Origin of the sequence: Duganella sacchari, assembly GCF_900143065.1 — a bacterium.
Classification (GTDB): domain Bacteria; phylum Pseudomonadota; class Gammaproteobacteria; order Burkholderiales; family Burkholderiaceae_D; genus Rugamonas; species Rugamonas sacchari.
On the sequence record NZ_FRCX01000007.1, the window covers coordinates 431,268 to 446,306 of the forward strand.

The following is a 15,039-nucleotide window of genomic DNA, read 5'->3' on the forward strand; positions in this document are numbered from 1 at the left end:
TCCTTATCGTGTTGGGTCAGGCGCCACGATAAGGTCCGGCACTAAACGGGGATATCTGTATCTTGCGCCTGAATCCCGATGCGCCACCAGCGCGGCATCAGCTGCTGGATTTCCGGACGGCCGAAGCGGTCGTCGATGAGATAGACGGTGCCGCGATCGGTTTGCGTGCGGATCACGCGGCCCGCCGCCTGCACCACCTTCTGCATGCCCGGATAAGTGTAGGTGTAGTCATAGCCCGCGCCGAAAGTCGTCTCCATGCGCTGGCGTATCTGCTCGTTGACGGGATTGATTTGCGGTAGGCCCAATGTCGCCACAAACGCGCCGATCAGGCGAGCGCCCGGCAGGTCCACGCCTTCGCCGAACGAGCCACCCAGCACGGCAAAGCCGATACCTTCGCTGTCCAGCGTAAAGCGATCGAGGAACTGGGCGCGCTCCGCCTCCTCCATGCGGCGCGACTGGCGCCATACCGGCACCTCGGGATACAGTTCGGCGAACTGGTTGGCGGCTTTCTCCATGTAGTCAAAGCTGCTGAAGAAAGCCAGGTAGTTGCCGCGCTGGCTGCGATACTGCTTGCCCATCAGCTCCGCGATCGGGCGCAGCGACTGTTGCCGGTGCTGATAGCGCGTGGAGATGTGCGACGCCACCTGCACCGACAGCTGCTCCGCCACAAATGGCGACTCCACATCCACCCAGGCCGTGGTTTCCGGCATGCCGAGCATGTCGCCGAAGTAGTTCCATGGGCTGAGCGTGGCCGAGAACAGCGCCGTGGTGCGCGTGCTTTCAAAGCGCGGCTTCAGGTACGGCGCCGGCACGATATTGCGGATGCACAGGGTGGAGTTGCTATTGCTGGCGCGCGCACCTTGCAGCTTCTCGATGTCGAACAGCGCATGGTCGCCAAAACTCTCCGCCAGGCGCCCGAACATCAGCGCGTTGAAGTAGAAGCTTTGCAGGTCCGGTTCGACGTAGCCTGGATGATCGACCATGTAGTCGGAAATCGCCGTCGCCGCCGTTTGCAGCGCGCCCATGAATTTTTCCGGCAGCGCCGTGTAGGACTGGTATTCGGCGGTCTGGTCTTTCTCCAGCTGGTTCCACTGCTTGTGCACGCGGTCCAGCGGTTTTTTCAGTTCGTCCGGCACGACCTTGCGCAGCAGGCGCAGGCTGTCGTGCTCCATGTCGGCGGAGTACATCTTGCGCGCGCGGGACACCATGTTGTGCGCCTCATCCACCAGCACGTTGACCTTCCAGTCGTTGAGCTGCGTCAGGCTATGCAGCATGGCGCTGATGTCGAAGTAGTAGTTGTAATCGCCAATCACGATGTCGCACCAGCGCGCCATCTCGCTGCTCAGATAATACGGACAGACGTTGTGGGCGAGGGCGATGGCTTTCAGCGTCTCGCGGTCCAGCGACGGCGGTGCGCCGCCGCTTTCTGATGGCGCCATGATGTCCAGCGCAGACTGGCGCGCAGCCGGCAGGCGGTCGTAGAAACCTTGTGCCAGCGGACAGGATTCGCCATGGCAGGCCCTGTCCGGATTGACGCAGGCGGTGCTTTTGGCCGCCAGTTCCAGCGTACGCAAAGGCAGCAGCGGCGCGCCTTCGCGGATGATGTCCACCGCATCCAGCGCCATCTGCCGGCCCGAGGTCTTCGCCGCCAGGAAGAAGATCTTGTCGATGTCATGCTCGGCGCTGGCTTTCAGCATCGGGAACAGGCTGCCGACGGATTTGCCGATGCCGGTCGGCGCTTGCGCCAGCAGGCACACGCCGCGATTGCTGGCGCGGTACATGGCTTCCGCAAGCTGGCGCTGGCCCGGGCGGAAATCGCCGTAGGGGAAGCGCATGGCTTTCAGCTGCAGGTCGCGTTCCGCGCGGTGCGCCATTTCCTGTCCGGCCCATTGCAGGAACAGGCCGCATTGCTGTTCGAAGTAGTTTTGCAGGCCGGCCGCCGTATGGTCTTCATGCAGCACGGTTTCCTTCTGGCTGCCGACGTCGAAGTAGACCAGTGCGAGGCGGATCTTCGACAGGCCCTGATCCTGGCACAGCAGGTGTCCGTAGATCTTGACCTGCGCCCAGTGCAGCGCGCGCTGGTTGTCCGGCATCTTCTTCAAATCGCCGCGATAGGTTTTGACTTCTTCCAGACGATTGCTACGGACGTCGTAACCGTCGGCGCGGCCGCGCACATGCAGCGGGCCGCAGTCGCCGGACAGCGGGATTTCGGTCTGGTAGTCGTCATCGCGGCGCGAGGCGACGACGGCATGGCCGGCGATGCCTTCCTGCGCGGTGGGCGAGGGCGTGAAGCGCAGATCGAGGTCGCCGGTCTTGGCGGTGAACTCGCACAGCGCGCGCACGGCGATGGTATAGCGGGCCGGCTGCGTCATGCCGCCCACTGCAGATAGCAGACCGAAATCGGCATCTGGTGCGCGGCGCAGTATTCGATCCAGCGCAGCTGGTTGTCCTGCAGACGGTCGCCCGGGCCTTTTACTTCGATCATGTTGTAACGGTGTTCGGCCGGCCAAAACTGAATCAGGTCGGGGAAGCCGCTGCGATTGGATTTGATGTCCAGCAGGATGCGCTCGAAGGCGCGCTTCAGGTGGACGGCGGGGATGCAGTCCAGCGCCAGATCCAGCAACGCTTCATCGATCGCCTCCCAGTACAGGAACGGCGACTGGATGCCGCACTTGGCGGCGTAATTGGCGCGGATGGTGGCGCGGTATTGTTCGCCATCGAGCTGCGACAGCGCCTCGGCAAACTGCTGCGCGCGGCGGCGCTGGAAATCCGCGCTGTGCAAATCGGCCGGGCCGCGATGGTAGGGGTGGAAGAACGCGCCCGGTATCGGCGAGAACACGGCGTCCCAGCACAGCAGGCCAAACAGCGAATTAATCAGCGCGTTTTCGACATAGTAGACCGGCGCGTCTTCGCGCGTCAGGTGGTCGCGCACGACGAATTCGACGTAGTTGGCTTCTTCCGGCGGCGGCAGGCTCAGATCGATGCGCTCGGCCTGCGCCAGGGCCACTGCGGGCGGCTTGGCATGACCCAGCTTGCGGGCGAGGCGCGGCGCCATGCGCAGCAGCTGTTGGCGTTCGGCCGCGCTTTCCGGCGCCTGCATGGCGGTTTGCAGCAGGTCGAACGCCGCGCGCGGCTGCGCGTCTTTTTCCAGCACGCGGATGGCACGGGCGCGGGCGCCGGGATAGTCGCAATCGGCGTAGAGCGCGTAGGCGGCCGGCCAGTCGGCCAGCTTCTCGACATGCTGGGCGATGGTGAACAGCAGCTTGTTGCGGCGGCTGCGCAGCCATTCATTGTCGTCCGCGCAGGGCGGCAGGTCACGGATCACGGCAGCTGGTTCCTCGCCGTCGGCAAAGCGCTCGTGGCAGTGATGGATGGCGAGAAAGTCATCGATATCGCGGCGGCTGCGGAAGCCGCGCGCGGCGGCCGAGAACGCCACTTTTTCGTACTGATAGATGCCGAGGTCGGACAGCACGAACTCGGTCCAGTCCTGATGGTAATTGCCGAAGAAGACCAGGCGCAGGCGGTCGCACAGTTCCTGTGTACGGTTGCGGTAAGCGTGATCGCCGGAATTGGCGTACCAGCCGGAGAAGCGGTGCTCGCCGTCATACTGCCCGCGCAGCGCCTCCAGCTGGTCGGCCTTGCGCAGATGCCGGACATGCGGCGCGAGCTGGAAGATCTTCACGATCTCGGGCTTTTGCAGCAGTTCGAACAGCTCATCCAGCGCGAGTGCGGGATCTTCCTCGATCAAGCCCAGCTTGGCCAGCGGACGGGCCGCCTCGTGGGTGCTGCCGATTTCCGCGTACACCAGTTTGCTGGCGCGGAACAGCGTTCCCTTGCGCATCACCATGCGGACGAACAGGGCGCGCGAAGCCTGCGGCAGGGACGGGAACACTGAAAGAAAGTGACGTTCTTCAGCGTTGAGCAGATCGTCGTAGCGTTCCGCTATCCATGCCAATACCTGGTGAAAATTCTCCAGATAATAGAATGGATTTTCAAGCACCTTGATCATTGTAGCGGGGGCGAACGAGCGATTAACTGTATTTATGTACAGTGTACCGCATTCGGCCCCGGTAGCCCAGCAAAAAATCCGGGGTCAGTTCTTGCAATCCAACACGGGCTCTGCCGTAATAACTTCTACGGCAGAGCCCGTGTTGGATTGCAAGAACTGACCCCGGATTTAGGGGTTATTTTTTCGCCGGAGGGGCTGGGGTGACGATGGCGTTGGCTTTGGCGATTTCGCTTTCTACGGCCTGTACCGCTTGCTTGGTGGCTTTGGTGACCTGTTCGTAGCCCGTGAAGGCGTTGTCGATCGCGGTTTTGACGATCTGGACGGCGTTTTCCGAGCCGGGACGGACGTTTTTGGTGACGTCGTGGATCAGCGCGCTCAGGTTGTTCTTGGCTTCGGTCATATGGGCGTCGGCCGCGCGGGTGAATTCTTCGCGGATCTCGGCAATGATGTCGCCCAGTTGCTGCTGGTAGGCCGCAGCGCCTGCGACGCCGGGCTGGATCTTGTCGGCGGCGGCCTGGAGGGCGGCTTTGGGATCGCTGGCCTGGCTGATTTCCTTGCCGGCCGCGAGGCTGTCTTCCAGATGCGATTTGGCCGTCGCCAAGTTGAGCGCAATCACTTGTTCCACGCCTTGCACGGTTTTACTGGTCAGGGTGTTGAACGTTTCCAGCTGAAATTCAAACAGCGCTTTGGTGACGTTGGCAAATTGCTCGGGATTCGTAAACATACAGTCTCCTCATAGTGATGTGGGATGCAGCGCGCAGCGATTCCGGTTCAACCGTGTTCTTGTGAGTTTATTATCTAGTAACAAGTAATTTCTCGCAACGGGCATCTTGATACGGCCCGTAGCCACGCTCCCAGCCTTCTCCTGGCGAGGTTTGCGCGCAGGCGGTGGATGCCGGGTCGATCTTGCTGTTCCAGCGCCACCACGGCGCCGGTTTGGCGGACAGTGCGCCGCAGCAGATGGCCAGTGCCAGTAACGCGGCGAGCTTGCGTGTAAGTGTGTTCATGCCTTAAACCAGTTGTTTGGCGCAGACGCGATTGCGGCCGCTGTTTTTCGCAGCGTACAACAAATCGTCGGCCGCTGCGATCATATTGACGTGCGCCGCATGGGTGGAGGTCGCAAAGTCGACGCTGGCGACGCCAAAACTGGCGGTGACGGCGATGCGCTGGCCTTGGTGTTCGACCGGGTGGGCGGCAAAGCCCTGGCGCAGGCGTTCGGCCAGCAGTTCGCCGCCGGCCAGGTCGGTTTCCGGCAGGATCAGCAGGAATTCCTCGCCACCGTAGCGCACCACGCTGTCGATGCTGTCGCGCGTCATCGATTGCAGCAGGCCGGCAAAGTGCTGCAGCACGGCGTCGCCGCCGTAGTGGCCATAGGTGTCGTTGACGGCCTTGAAGTGGTCGAGGTCGCACATGATGACGGTCAGGCTGAGCCGGTAGCGCTGGGCCCGCGAAATCTCTGTTTCCAGCAGCCGGTCGTGCAGGTGGCGACGGTTGTAGCAGCCGGTCAGCGGGTCGCGCACCGACAGGTTTTTCAGCACCATCTGGGCGCTGTATTCTTCGCGCCACAGCAGCTGGTAGCGGCGCGCGGCGACGTAGCCAAACAGGTTGCACAGCACCAGCAGGGCCGCCACGGTGGACAGTTCTACCGTGGGCATATTGCCCAACCAGCGTGCCAGCAGGATGAATAGCGCGGTGGCGGCGGCGGAAATCGCTGCCGCGTACAGCAGCCGGTTGGGGATGTAGATGTAGAGCACGATGACGACAATCGACATCGAGATCGCATGCAGCGAGAATTCGCTGGGCCGCAGTGCGGCGATCAGCAGGAAACCGCCTGCGCCAGCCACTTCCACGATGCTGGCGGCGGTGCGCGTGAACGGGATGGAGTCAGGCCGCCGTTTCAGCATGGCCAGGCAGGCCAGCACCACGGCCGCCACGGCCAGCCGCGCGCCGACCAGCAGGCAGGTCTTGAATTCGTAGCCGACCCAGATCAGGTCGGTCAGCGCAAAACACAGGTAGAACAGCGAGCAGAACAGGAAGGTCACGCGCTGCTGCGCCTGCGTCATGGCCAGGTGGTGGCGCAGGAACTCGGTTTCCGTGGCGGCGTCACAGAACTCGCAGCGTAGTGGCGCCACTTCATTTGTCCTGGACGGAATGGGGGTAGGGGGCATGCCGCGTGTCTCCGCTATTGGCCGGCTGCTTGCCGGTCTGATACGGTCAATTATACGACTGCAACAATTGCGGAGCGGGAAAAAGTTTCAGGCCGGTTTATAGCGGGGCGACCTTGGGCAGGCGCAACATGAAGCTGCTGCCTTGGCCCGGCGTGCTGGCCGCCTCGATGCGCCCGCCCAGCATGCCGGTGACAATGTTGTGTGTAATATACAAACCAAGGCCGGAACCGCCCGAGCCTAGCCGGGTGGTGAAGAAGGGATCGTAAATCCTGGGCAGATTGTCGGCCGGGATGCCGACGCCCGTGTCGCTCAGCGTGATGGCGATTTCGCCGTTGCCGCTGTCATGCGCGGACAGGGTGATGCTGCCGCTGCGTCTGCCGTCAAAACCATGCACCAGGCTGTTTTCGATGAGGTGTTGCAGCGCCTGCGTCAGCGGGCCGGGGTAGCTGTCCATTTCCAGCCAGTGATCGACGTCTTCGATGAGGTCCAGGCCGCGCTGGCGTACCTGGCCCTGCATCGATTGCAGCAGTTCGGCCACCACGTCGCCGAGTTTGAAATGGTCGCGCTGGGTGTTGCCGCCGTCCACGGCGATGCGCTTGAAGCTGGCCACCAGCGCGGCGGCGCGGTTCAGATTGCGCAGCACGACGTCGTCGGCGCTGGCGGCCTGCTCCAGATAGGCTTCCAGCACCGAGCGGCGCAGGCCGCTTTCCATATCGCGCCGCAGCCCGGCTGTGCGTTCGCTCATGCTGCTGGCCATGGTCAGGCTGTTGCCGATCGGGGTGTTGAGCTCGTGGGCGACACCGGCCACGAGCGAACCCAGCGCGGCCAGCTTGTCGCGCCGCACCAGTTCCTCTTGCGTCATGCTCAGGTTGTCGAGCGCGGTGGTGAGTTCTTCATTGATGTGTTCAGCGTCTTCCTTGGCCTGCTGCAGCTCCGCCGTGCGGGCGGAGACCAGCTCTTCCAGATGTTCGCGGTGGCGCTGCAATTCTTCTTCGCGCCGCGTGCGGGCGATGGCGATACCGGCCAGGTGGCTGGCGGTGTGGATCAGGCGGCGGTCTTCCTCATTCGGCGAACGGATGTCTTGGTAGTACATCGCGAACGAGCCCAGCACGGTGTCCTTGTCGAGCAGGATGGGCATCGACCAGCAGGCGCGCAAGCCGTAGTGGGCGGCGGCGTTGCGGTAGGGCGCCCACAGCGGATTGTTGAGGATGTCGCTGACGATCACGGTCTCCTTGCGGAACATGGCCGTGCCGCAGGAGCCGGCGGCGGGGCCGATTGGCAGGCCGTTGAGCGCGTTCATGTAGTCCGCCGGCATGGTGGGGCCGGCCGCGCTCTGTACCGTCACGCCATCCGGATTGAGCAGCATGACGGTGCAATGGCCGCCCTCGAGCTGGGCTTCGATGAGGCGCACCAGGCGGTCCAGCGTTTCGGGCAGCGGCGCGCCGCGGGCGATCATTTCCAGCAGCGCGTTCTTGCCGTCGCGTAGTTCGGCCGCGAGCTTGCGCGGTGTGACGTCGACGATGCGGACATGCATCAGCCGGTGTTCCTGCGTGGTCAGCGGCACCATGCGCAGCTCGCATGCGAGCGGGCGGCCGGAGCTGTGCAGCATTTCCAGCTCGAACACCCGCACTTCGCCCGCCATCACCTGTTCCAGAGCGACCAGCAGCACGTGCTCGGACAGTTGGCCGTCCGGCTGCATGGGTGGGCACAGGGATTGCAAATCGGTCTGGATCAGTTCGGTTTCGGTCATGCCGAACAGCTGGCGCGTGCGGCGGTTGACGTCGAGGATGCGGTTGGTGCCGCGCTGCATGAGCACGATGGCGTCCGGCGAACCGGCCAGCATGGTGTGGTAATTGACTTCCAGCGTGGCCATGGTGGGCATGCCGGCCTGCACCGGCGCCGGCGAAATCGCGTGCAGGTGCAGCAGGATTTTTTCCGCCATGTCGTCGACGTTAAAGCTCATCGGCAGGTAGGCGGCGGCGCCGGCTTCGTAGGCGCGGCTGCGTTCTTCGTCGCCAGGGTGGGCGGACAGCAGGAACACGGGCAGCGGCCGCTGGCTAGCTTGCTGCAAGCGTGAGCACAGTTCCAGGCTGGCGCTGCCGGCCAGCGCCACGTCCAGCAGTGCCAGCGCGACGTTGCCGCCGCGCGCGATGGCCAGCGCCTCGTCGCCGCGGCTGACGGCCTGCACCTCGAAATTGTGCCGCACCAGCATGCGTTGCAGTGCGCCAGCGTCATATGCCGCAATGGCGGCAATCAGGATGGTTTGCGGCTGATCGGATGAGAACGGCGGCATCATGTCTGGCTGGTGCGGCTCCGCAAGGCGGCGTGAACCCAGTGTATTACAAGTTCGCCATCAACTGCCAGTGTCATGCTGCCTTTAGTGTGACCGCTTGCTGGGCTTGCTGGATCTGCGGGAAGTTGTCCTCGATCCAGTCGACCAGCACTTCCAGCCGTTCCGCCGCTGCGCGGCCCAGTGGCGTGAGGCTGTATTCCACGTGAGGCGGCACAACCTGATGGGCGACACGCAGCACCATGCCGTCGTAGGCCAGGGCGTCTAGCGTCTGCGCCAGCATTTTTTCGCTGACGCCGCCGACGGCGCGGCGCAGTTCGCTGAAACGGTGGGTGCGTTCGAGCAACATCACCAGCACCAGCACGCCCCAGCGGCTGGTGATATGGCCCAGCACCGCGCGCGACGGGCAATCGGCGGCCATCACCTGGGCGCGCTGTGGGTCCTGATTGGCTTCCTGGATGGCTTTGCGCAGGGATTTGCTGGTCTTGGGCTGGTTCATGGTCGCTCCTGGGGTACTTACCAAAATGTACGTACTTACATTTCGTAAGTATAGCCTATATGATGGGCTCATCCATCTTTTTAAGGAGAACCACATGATCGTCGTTACCGCAGCAACCGGCCAACTGGGCCGTCTCGTGATTGCCAACCTGCTCAAAACCACGCCGGCCGCGCAGATCGTCGCCGCTGTGCGCGACCGCGCCAAGGCGGCTGACCTGGCCGCGCAGGGCGTGCAGGTGCGCCGCGCCGACTATACCGATCCGGCCTCGCTGGATGCCGCCTTCCAGGGCGCCACCAAGGTGCTGCTGATTTCGTCGAATGACCTGGGCAACCGCGTGGCCCAGCACCGCAACGCCATCGATGCCGCCGCCCGCGCCAAGGTCGGCCTGCTGGCCTACACCAGCGTGCTGCATGCGGACCGTTCGACGCTGGACCTGGCGGCGGAACACCGCGCAACCGAAGACGCAGTGCGCGCCTCGGGTCTGCCTTACACCTTGCTGCGCAACGGCTGGTATGTGGAAAACTACACCGGCAGCCTGGGCGCGGCGTTGGCGCACAATGCGCTGGCGGGCGGCGCGGGCGAAGGCCGCATCTCGGCGGCGGCGCGTTCCGACTATGCGGAAGCGGCGGCCGTGGTGCTGACCCAGTCTGGCGCGGTAGAGCAGGTGTATGAACTGGCGGGCGATAGCGCGTTCACGCTGGCGGACCTGGCGGCTGAGGTGTCGCGCCAGAGCGGCAAGGACATCCCGTTCCACAACCTGCCGCAAGCGGAGTACCGTGATCTGCTGGTGAATGTGGGATTGCCAGTGCCGCTGGCCGAGTTGATCGCCGATTCCGACGCCCAGGCCGCCAAGGGCGTGCTGTTTGATGACAGCGGCGTGCTGGGCAAGCTGATCGGTCATCCGACCGTGTCGCTGAGCGCGGCTGTCAAAGCGGCGCTGTAATGAAAAAAGCCGTCTGACTTGAATGCGATCCTGAATGCATTCAGCCAGACGGCTTTTCTACGGAATTTTTGGTGCCCACGGAGGGACTCGAACCCCCACACCTTGCGGCACATGGACCTGAACCATGCGCGTCTACCAATTCCGCCACGTGGGCATTTGTAACATCAACAGAAATCAGCGCTTGGTGCCCACGGAGGGACTCGAACCCCCACACCTTGCGGCACATGGACCTGAACCATGCGCGTCTACCAATTCCGCCACGTGGGCGCTGATACTGTCTTGCTGCTACTTCCTGCTGCTTGTTCTGCAACAGAAGGCACGCATCTTAAAGGCCGTACGGGTGCTCGTCAATAGCAAACTGCTGCTTTTGTGAAATTATTTCGCTTTTTACTTGTGTGCCGAGTTCCCGCATAATCAAGTTTCTTTCGATACCGTACCTGCCTGCGCAATGTTCGCGTCCCTGAGCCCATTGGCTGTGGCCGGTTTGCTGGTGCTGTCGGCCAGTGTCCGCGCCACTGAAGTCGTCACGCTGACGAGCGGCGAGTGGCTGCCCTATATTTCCCCCAGCTTGCCGCATTACGGACCGCTGTCGCGCATCGTCAGCGAGGCGTTTGCGCTGGAAGGCGTGGAGGTGCGCTACCTGTTCCGGCCCTGGAGCCGCGCCTACGTTGAAGGCGCAGGCGAGGGCGTCAACGGCACCATGGTGTGGAGCACGCTGGGGCGCGACACGGAGCGCGAACGCCGCTTCCATATCAGCGACGCCGTGTTTGATGGTCAGTCGGTATTTTTCCATCTGAAGACGTTTCCGTTCCGCTGGCAGGGTTATGCGGCGCTGGCCAAGGTGCGCGTGGGCGGCACGGCGGGTTATGAGTATGCGTTTGATAAATACCCGTTCATCCAGGTCGATCGCACGGCGGCCAGCGACGAGCAAAATTTCCGCAAGCTGCTGGCGCGGCGATTTGATGTGTTTCCGTCGAATCTCGATGTGGGGCGCCAGATCATGCGCAGTACGCTGACGCCGGCCGAGGCGGAGCAGATCACCTGGGATGTGCACCCGTATAACATCACCCACTACCATCTGCTGCTGAACAAGGAGCATGCGGATAACGTGCGCTATCTGGCCTTGTTCAACAAGGGGCTGAGGCGGCTGAAGGAGAGCGGCAGGTATGCCGAGTATTTGCGGGTGCTGAAATGAAAAAAGCCGCAAACTCCTGAGGGATGTTTGCGGCTTTTTTGCGGAATTTTTGGTGCCCACGGAGGGACTCGAACCCCCACACCTTGCGGCACATGGACCTGAACCATGCGCGTCTACCAATTCCGCCACGTGGGCATTTTGCTGCTTTGCTCTGCTGCGTTGTCTGCATCAGAGGCCAGTATCTTACGGGAGGGGAGGGGTATCGTCAAGGGCGCGCAACTTGTTTTTCGAAAGTTTTTAATCCTGTCGTGTCGCGGCGTGCTGGCCGCCAAGGATGGCCGGAAATGAAAAAAGCCGCCTGGCTTGAATGCGATCCTGAATGCACTCAGCCAGACGGCTTTTTACGGAATTTTTGGTGCCCACGGAGGGACTCGAACCCCCACACCTTGCGGCACATGGACCTGAACCATGCGCGTCTACCAATTCCGCCACGTGGGCAATGATACTTCTGAACAACTCTGTTATTATATCGACCGGGAGAGTTTCGCGCCAGATGAACTTTTTAGATTCCTTACTGCACATCAACCCTGTCTAACAGTTCCCGCTGCTTTCGCTGCGAGAGACCAGGATTATAGAGGAATTCATGGCGATGTCAAATGCCTCCCATTAATTTTTTTCAAAAATCCGCTACGCGGCGTGCATTAGTCAATCAAGGCGTTTCCAAGTACACTACGCCTGTCGCGATGCCATATATATGCTAACTGTAAAAACAAGAAAAAACTTTTGAACCAATCTACACATACCATTCCTAGCCGGGAGGAAATTCTCGGCATCTTCCGCAGTGCCAAAGGTCCGTTGGACCTGCGCGCGCTGTCGAAATCGCTGAAAGTCGCCACCGACGCCCAGGCAGTCCTGTCGCGCCGTCTGAACGCCATGCAGCGTGACGGCCAGATCATGGTCGACGACACTGGCCATTACACGCTGGCCACGCAGACCGGCTTTATTGCGGGCCGCGTCAGCAGCCACCGTGATGGCTTCGGCTTTGTGATCCCGGATGAGCCGGGCGAAGACCTGTTCCTGCCTGAAAAGGAAATGCAGAAAGTGCTGCACGGCGACCGTGTGCTGGCCAAGATTGTCGGCGTGGATCGCCGCGGCCGCCCGGAAGGCACGATTGTTGAAGTGACGCAGCGTGCCAATACCCATATCATCGGCCGCCTGCTCAACGAAAACGGCGCCTGGATCGTGTCGCCGGAAGACCAGCGCATCGCGCAGGATATTCTGGTTGAAGGTGCGATTGGCAAGGCCAAGACCGGCCAGATCGTCAGCGTTGAACTGACCGAGCAACCGATGCGCTTCAAGCAGCCGGTCGGCAAGATCGTCGAAGTACTCGGTTCGCTGGACGACCCTGGCATGGAAATCGAAATTGCCGTGCGCAAGTTCGGCGTGCCGCATATCTTCTCGGATGGCGCACTGCGCCAAGCCAACAAGCTGCCGGACCATGTGCGCGAAAGCGACTGGGGCGAGCGTGTCGACCTGCGCGACGTACCGCTGGTAACCATCGACGGCGAAGACGCGCGCGACTTTGACGATGCGGTCTACTGCGAACCGATCAAGATCGGCCGTGCCAACGGCTACCGCCTGATCGTCGCGATTGCCGACGTCAGCCACTACGTCAAGCCGAACGACGCACTGGATGGCGATGCGCTGGAGCGCAGCACCTCGGTCTACTTCCCGCGCCGCGTGATTCCCATGCTGCCGGAGAAACTGTCCAACGGCCTGTGCTCGCTGAACCCGGCGGTGGACCGTCTGACGCTGGTGTGCGATGCCGTGGTCACGGCCAAAGGCGAGATCAAGGCTTACCAGTTCTACCCGGCCGTGATTCACTCGGCCGCGCGGTTGACCTACACCGAAGTGGCGGACATCCTCGGCAACACCAAGGGTCCGGAGGCTGCGCGCCGTCCAGGCCTGGTGCCGCATCTGACCAATCTGTACGACGTGTTCCAGGCGCTGCTCAAAGCGCGTGCTGAACGCGGCGCGATCGATTTCGAAACCACCGAAACCTATATCGTCTGCAACCCGAGCGGCAAGATCGAGAAGATCATTCCGCGCACCCGCAACGATGCGCACCGCCTCATCGAAGAGTGCATGCTGACTGCCAACGTGTGCGCAGCGGATCTGCTGATCCGCCACAAGCATCCTGGCACCTACCGCATTCACGCTACGCCGACGGCTGAAAAGCTCAAGCAGGTACGCACCTTCCTCAAGCAGGTCGGCCTGTCTCTGAATGGCGGCGACAAGCCAGCTGCAGCGGACTATGCTGCGCTGATGCGCGAGATCAAGGAACGTCCGGATGCATCGCTGCTGCAGACCATGCTGCTGCGCTCGATGCAGCAGGCGGTCTACTCGCCCGATAACATCGGTCACTTCGGCCTGGCGTATGAGGCGTATGCCCACTTCACCAGCCCGATCCGCCGCTATCCGGACTTGCTCACGCACCGCGCCATCAAGGCTATCCTGCTGGGTAAAAAGTACGAGCCGAAGATTGCCAGCACCAGTGTGCTGAACACCAACGTCTCGAACGCGACCCGCAAGCAGCAAGCCAAGGACAAGGCCGAGGGCAAAGAGAAAAAAGCCGCAGACCTGACCGTGTGGGATGCGCTGGGCGTGCACTGCTCGGCCAACGAGCGTCGCGCCGACGAAGCCTCGCGCGACGTCGAGAACTGGCTCAAGTGCTACTTCATGCAGGACAAGCTGGGCGAGGAATACACCGGCATCATCACCGGCGTGACCACGTTTGGCATCTTCGTGCAGCTCGACCAGCTGTTCGTTGAAGGCCTGGTGCACGTGACCGATCTAGGCCAGGATTACTTCCAGTATGACGACGCCCGCCACGAACTCAGGGGCGAGCGCACCGGCAAGAAGTTCCAGCTGACCGACCGCGTTGCCGTGCAAGTGGTGCGCGTGGATCTGGAGTCACGCAAGATCGACCTGCGTCTGGCCGGCGCCGATGCGGTCGAGGCGCCAGCCGGTGGGGCCGCCCGCAAGCCCGCACGTGACAGCAAGACCAACATCAAGCCTGGCCCGGCCATTCCGGCCGCCAAGCCAGGCAAACCAGCCCGCAAGCCGGCTGCTGCCCCAGCGGCCGCAGCCCAGCCGAAGGCAGCATCCCGCAAGCCCAAGGCTGCCCCCGCAGCCAAACCCAGAGCAGCCAAAGCTGCCACTAAAAGTAAGAAGAAGCGATAAATGAGCAAGAATAAAATGATTTTCGGTTTCCACGCGGTGACCTCGCGTCTGCGTCACGAGGCGTCGTCGGTGGAAGAAATTTTCGTCGACGCCACGCGCGATGACCGCCGCATGAAGGACCTGGTTGCCAACGCCAAGGCCGCTGGTGTGCGCGTGATGCCGGTGGATTCGGCGCGCCTGGACAAGATCGTCGGCACCCGCCGCCACCAGGGCGTGATCGCGTTTGCCTCGCAGCTGGCGCTGGCGCGCAATCTGGACGAGCTGCTGGATGCGATCGATGGCCCGCCGCTGCTGCTGGTCCTCGACGGCATCACCGATCCGCACAATCTGGGCGCCTGCCTGCGTGTGGCCGACGGCGTTGGCGCGCACGCAGTGATCGTGCCGAAGGACCGCGCGGTTGGCCTGAACGCCACGGCCGCCAAGGTGGCGTCCGGTGCCGCCGAGACCGTGCCCTACATCACCGTGACCAATCTGGCGCGCACCCTGCGCGAGCTGAAAGAGCGTGACATCTGGCTGATCGGTACTTCGGACGACGGCGAAAAAGGCCTGTACGAAGCCGACTTCACCGGCCCGACCGCGCTGGTCATGGGTTCGGAAGGCGAGGGCATGCGCCGCCTGACCCGCGAGACCTGCGATATGCTGGTCAGCATTCCGATGTTCGGCTCGGTCGAGAGTCTGAACGTCTCCGTCGCCTCGGGCGTCTGTCTGTACGAAGCCCGCCGCCAGCGTATCGCGCGAGAAGGTTAAGCAGT

General features: G+C 62.5%; 11 protein-coding genes and 4 tRNA genes. 4 read left to right on the plus strand and 11 right to left on the minus strand.

What is annotated here, in order from left to right:
• Nucleotides 1-41: 41 nt before the first annotated feature.
• The 7 genes from BUA36_RS18295 to BUA36_RS18325 all read right to left on the minus strand — a co-directional run bounded on the left by BUA36_RS18295 (nucleotide 42) and on the right by BUA36_RS18325 (nucleotide 8,966).
• A complete protein-coding gene (locus BUA36_RS18295) occupies nucleotides 42-2,372 on the minus strand; it encodes an ATP-dependent DNA helicase (RefSeq protein ID WP_072786736.1) in 2,331 nt (776 codons plus the stop codon).
• Entirely contained in the window at nucleotides 2,369-4,009 is a 1,641-nt protein-coding gene (locus tag BUA36_RS18300) for a VRR-NUC domain-containing protein (protein ID WP_072786737.1), read from the minus strand. Before BUA36_RS18300 ends, BUA36_RS18295 begins: the two co-directional genes overlap by 4 nt.
• Before the next feature lie 175 nt (nucleotides 4,010-4,184).
• Nucleotides 4,185-4,733, minus strand: a complete 549-nt coding sequence (locus BUA36_RS18305; protein WP_072786738.1) for a phasin family protein — start codon at nucleotides 4,731-4,733, stop codon at nucleotides 4,185-4,187.
• A 70-nt stretch (nucleotides 4,734-4,803) separates the two neighbouring features.
• Nucleotides 4,804-5,016 (minus strand): hypothetical protein, encoded by a 213-nt coding sequence (locus BUA36_RS18310; RefSeq protein ID WP_072786739.1) that lies wholly within the window; start codon nucleotides 5,014-5,016, stop codon nucleotides 4,804-4,806.
• 3 nt (nucleotides 5,017-5,019) lie between these two features.
• Nucleotides 5,020-6,177, minus strand: coding sequence for a GGDEF domain-containing protein (locus tag BUA36_RS18315; protein ID WP_072786740.1), 1,158 nt, complete (start codon nucleotides 6,175-6,177; stop codon nucleotides 5,020-5,022).
• A gap of 97 nt (nucleotides 6,178-6,274) precedes the next feature.
• Complete coding sequence (locus BUA36_RS18320; protein WP_072786741.1) at nucleotides 6,275-8,473, minus strand: ATP-binding protein; 2,199 nt, start codon at nucleotides 8,471-8,473, stop codon at nucleotides 6,275-6,277.
• Nucleotides 8,474-8,543: 70 nt separating this feature from the next.
• Nucleotides 8,544-8,966, minus strand: coding sequence for a winged helix-turn-helix transcriptional regulator (locus BUA36_RS18325; protein ID WP_072786742.1), 423 nt, complete (start codon nucleotides 8,964-8,966; stop codon nucleotides 8,544-8,546).
• 94 nt (nucleotides 8,967-9,060) lie between these two features.
• Here BUA36_RS18325 and BUA36_RS18330 point away from each other — a divergent pair, with 94 nt between their 5' ends.
• The gene (locus BUA36_RS18330; RefSeq protein ID WP_072786743.1) at nucleotides 9,061-9,909 is read left to right on the plus strand and encodes an SDR family oxidoreductase; all 849 of its coding nucleotides are present in this window, start codon (nucleotides 9,061-9,063) and stop codon (nucleotides 9,907-9,909) included.
• 69 nt (nucleotides 9,910-9,978) lie between these two features.
• Here BUA36_RS18330 and BUA36_RS18335 read toward each other — a convergent pair.
• Together BUA36_RS18335 and BUA36_RS18340 are read right to left on the minus strand one after the other, a co-directional pair.
• Nucleotides 9,979-10,063 (minus strand) — tRNA-Leu (locus BUA36_RS18335).
• 28 nt (nucleotides 10,064-10,091) lie between these two features.
• A tRNA-Leu gene (locus BUA36_RS18340) sits at nucleotides 10,092-10,176 on the minus strand.
• A gap of 181 nt (nucleotides 10,177-10,357) precedes the next feature.
• Here BUA36_RS18340 and BUA36_RS18345 point away from each other — a divergent pair.
• Nucleotides 10,358-11,104 (plus strand): substrate-binding periplasmic protein, encoded by a 747-nt coding sequence (locus BUA36_RS18345; RefSeq protein ID WP_072786744.1) that lies wholly within the window; start codon nucleotides 10,358-10,360, stop codon nucleotides 11,102-11,104.
• Nucleotides 11,105-11,154: 50 nt separating this feature from the next.
• Here the strand turns inward: BUA36_RS18345 and BUA36_RS18350 are convergent.
• Both BUA36_RS18350 and BUA36_RS18360 read right to left on the minus strand, forming a co-directional pair.
• A tRNA-Leu gene (locus BUA36_RS18350) sits at nucleotides 11,155-11,239 on the minus strand.
• 218 nt (nucleotides 11,240-11,457) lie between these two features.
• Nucleotides 11,458-11,542 (minus strand) — tRNA-Leu (locus BUA36_RS18360).
• 285 nt (nucleotides 11,543-11,827) lie between these two features.
• Here BUA36_RS18360 and rnr point away from each other — a divergent pair.
• Nucleotides 11,828-14,287: a ribonuclease R gene (rnr, locus tag BUA36_RS18365; protein ID WP_072786746.1), complete on the plus strand. Its 2,460-nt coding sequence runs from the start codon at nucleotides 11,828-11,830 to the stop codon at nucleotides 14,285-14,287.
• Nucleotides 14,288-15,034, plus strand: coding sequence for a 23S rRNA (guanosine(2251)-2'-O)-methyltransferase RlmB (gene rlmB / locus BUA36_RS18370; RefSeq protein ID WP_072786747.1), 747 nt, complete (start codon nucleotides 14,288-14,290; stop codon nucleotides 15,032-15,034).
• The last annotated feature ends 5 nt before the right edge of the window (nucleotides 15,035-15,039 follow it).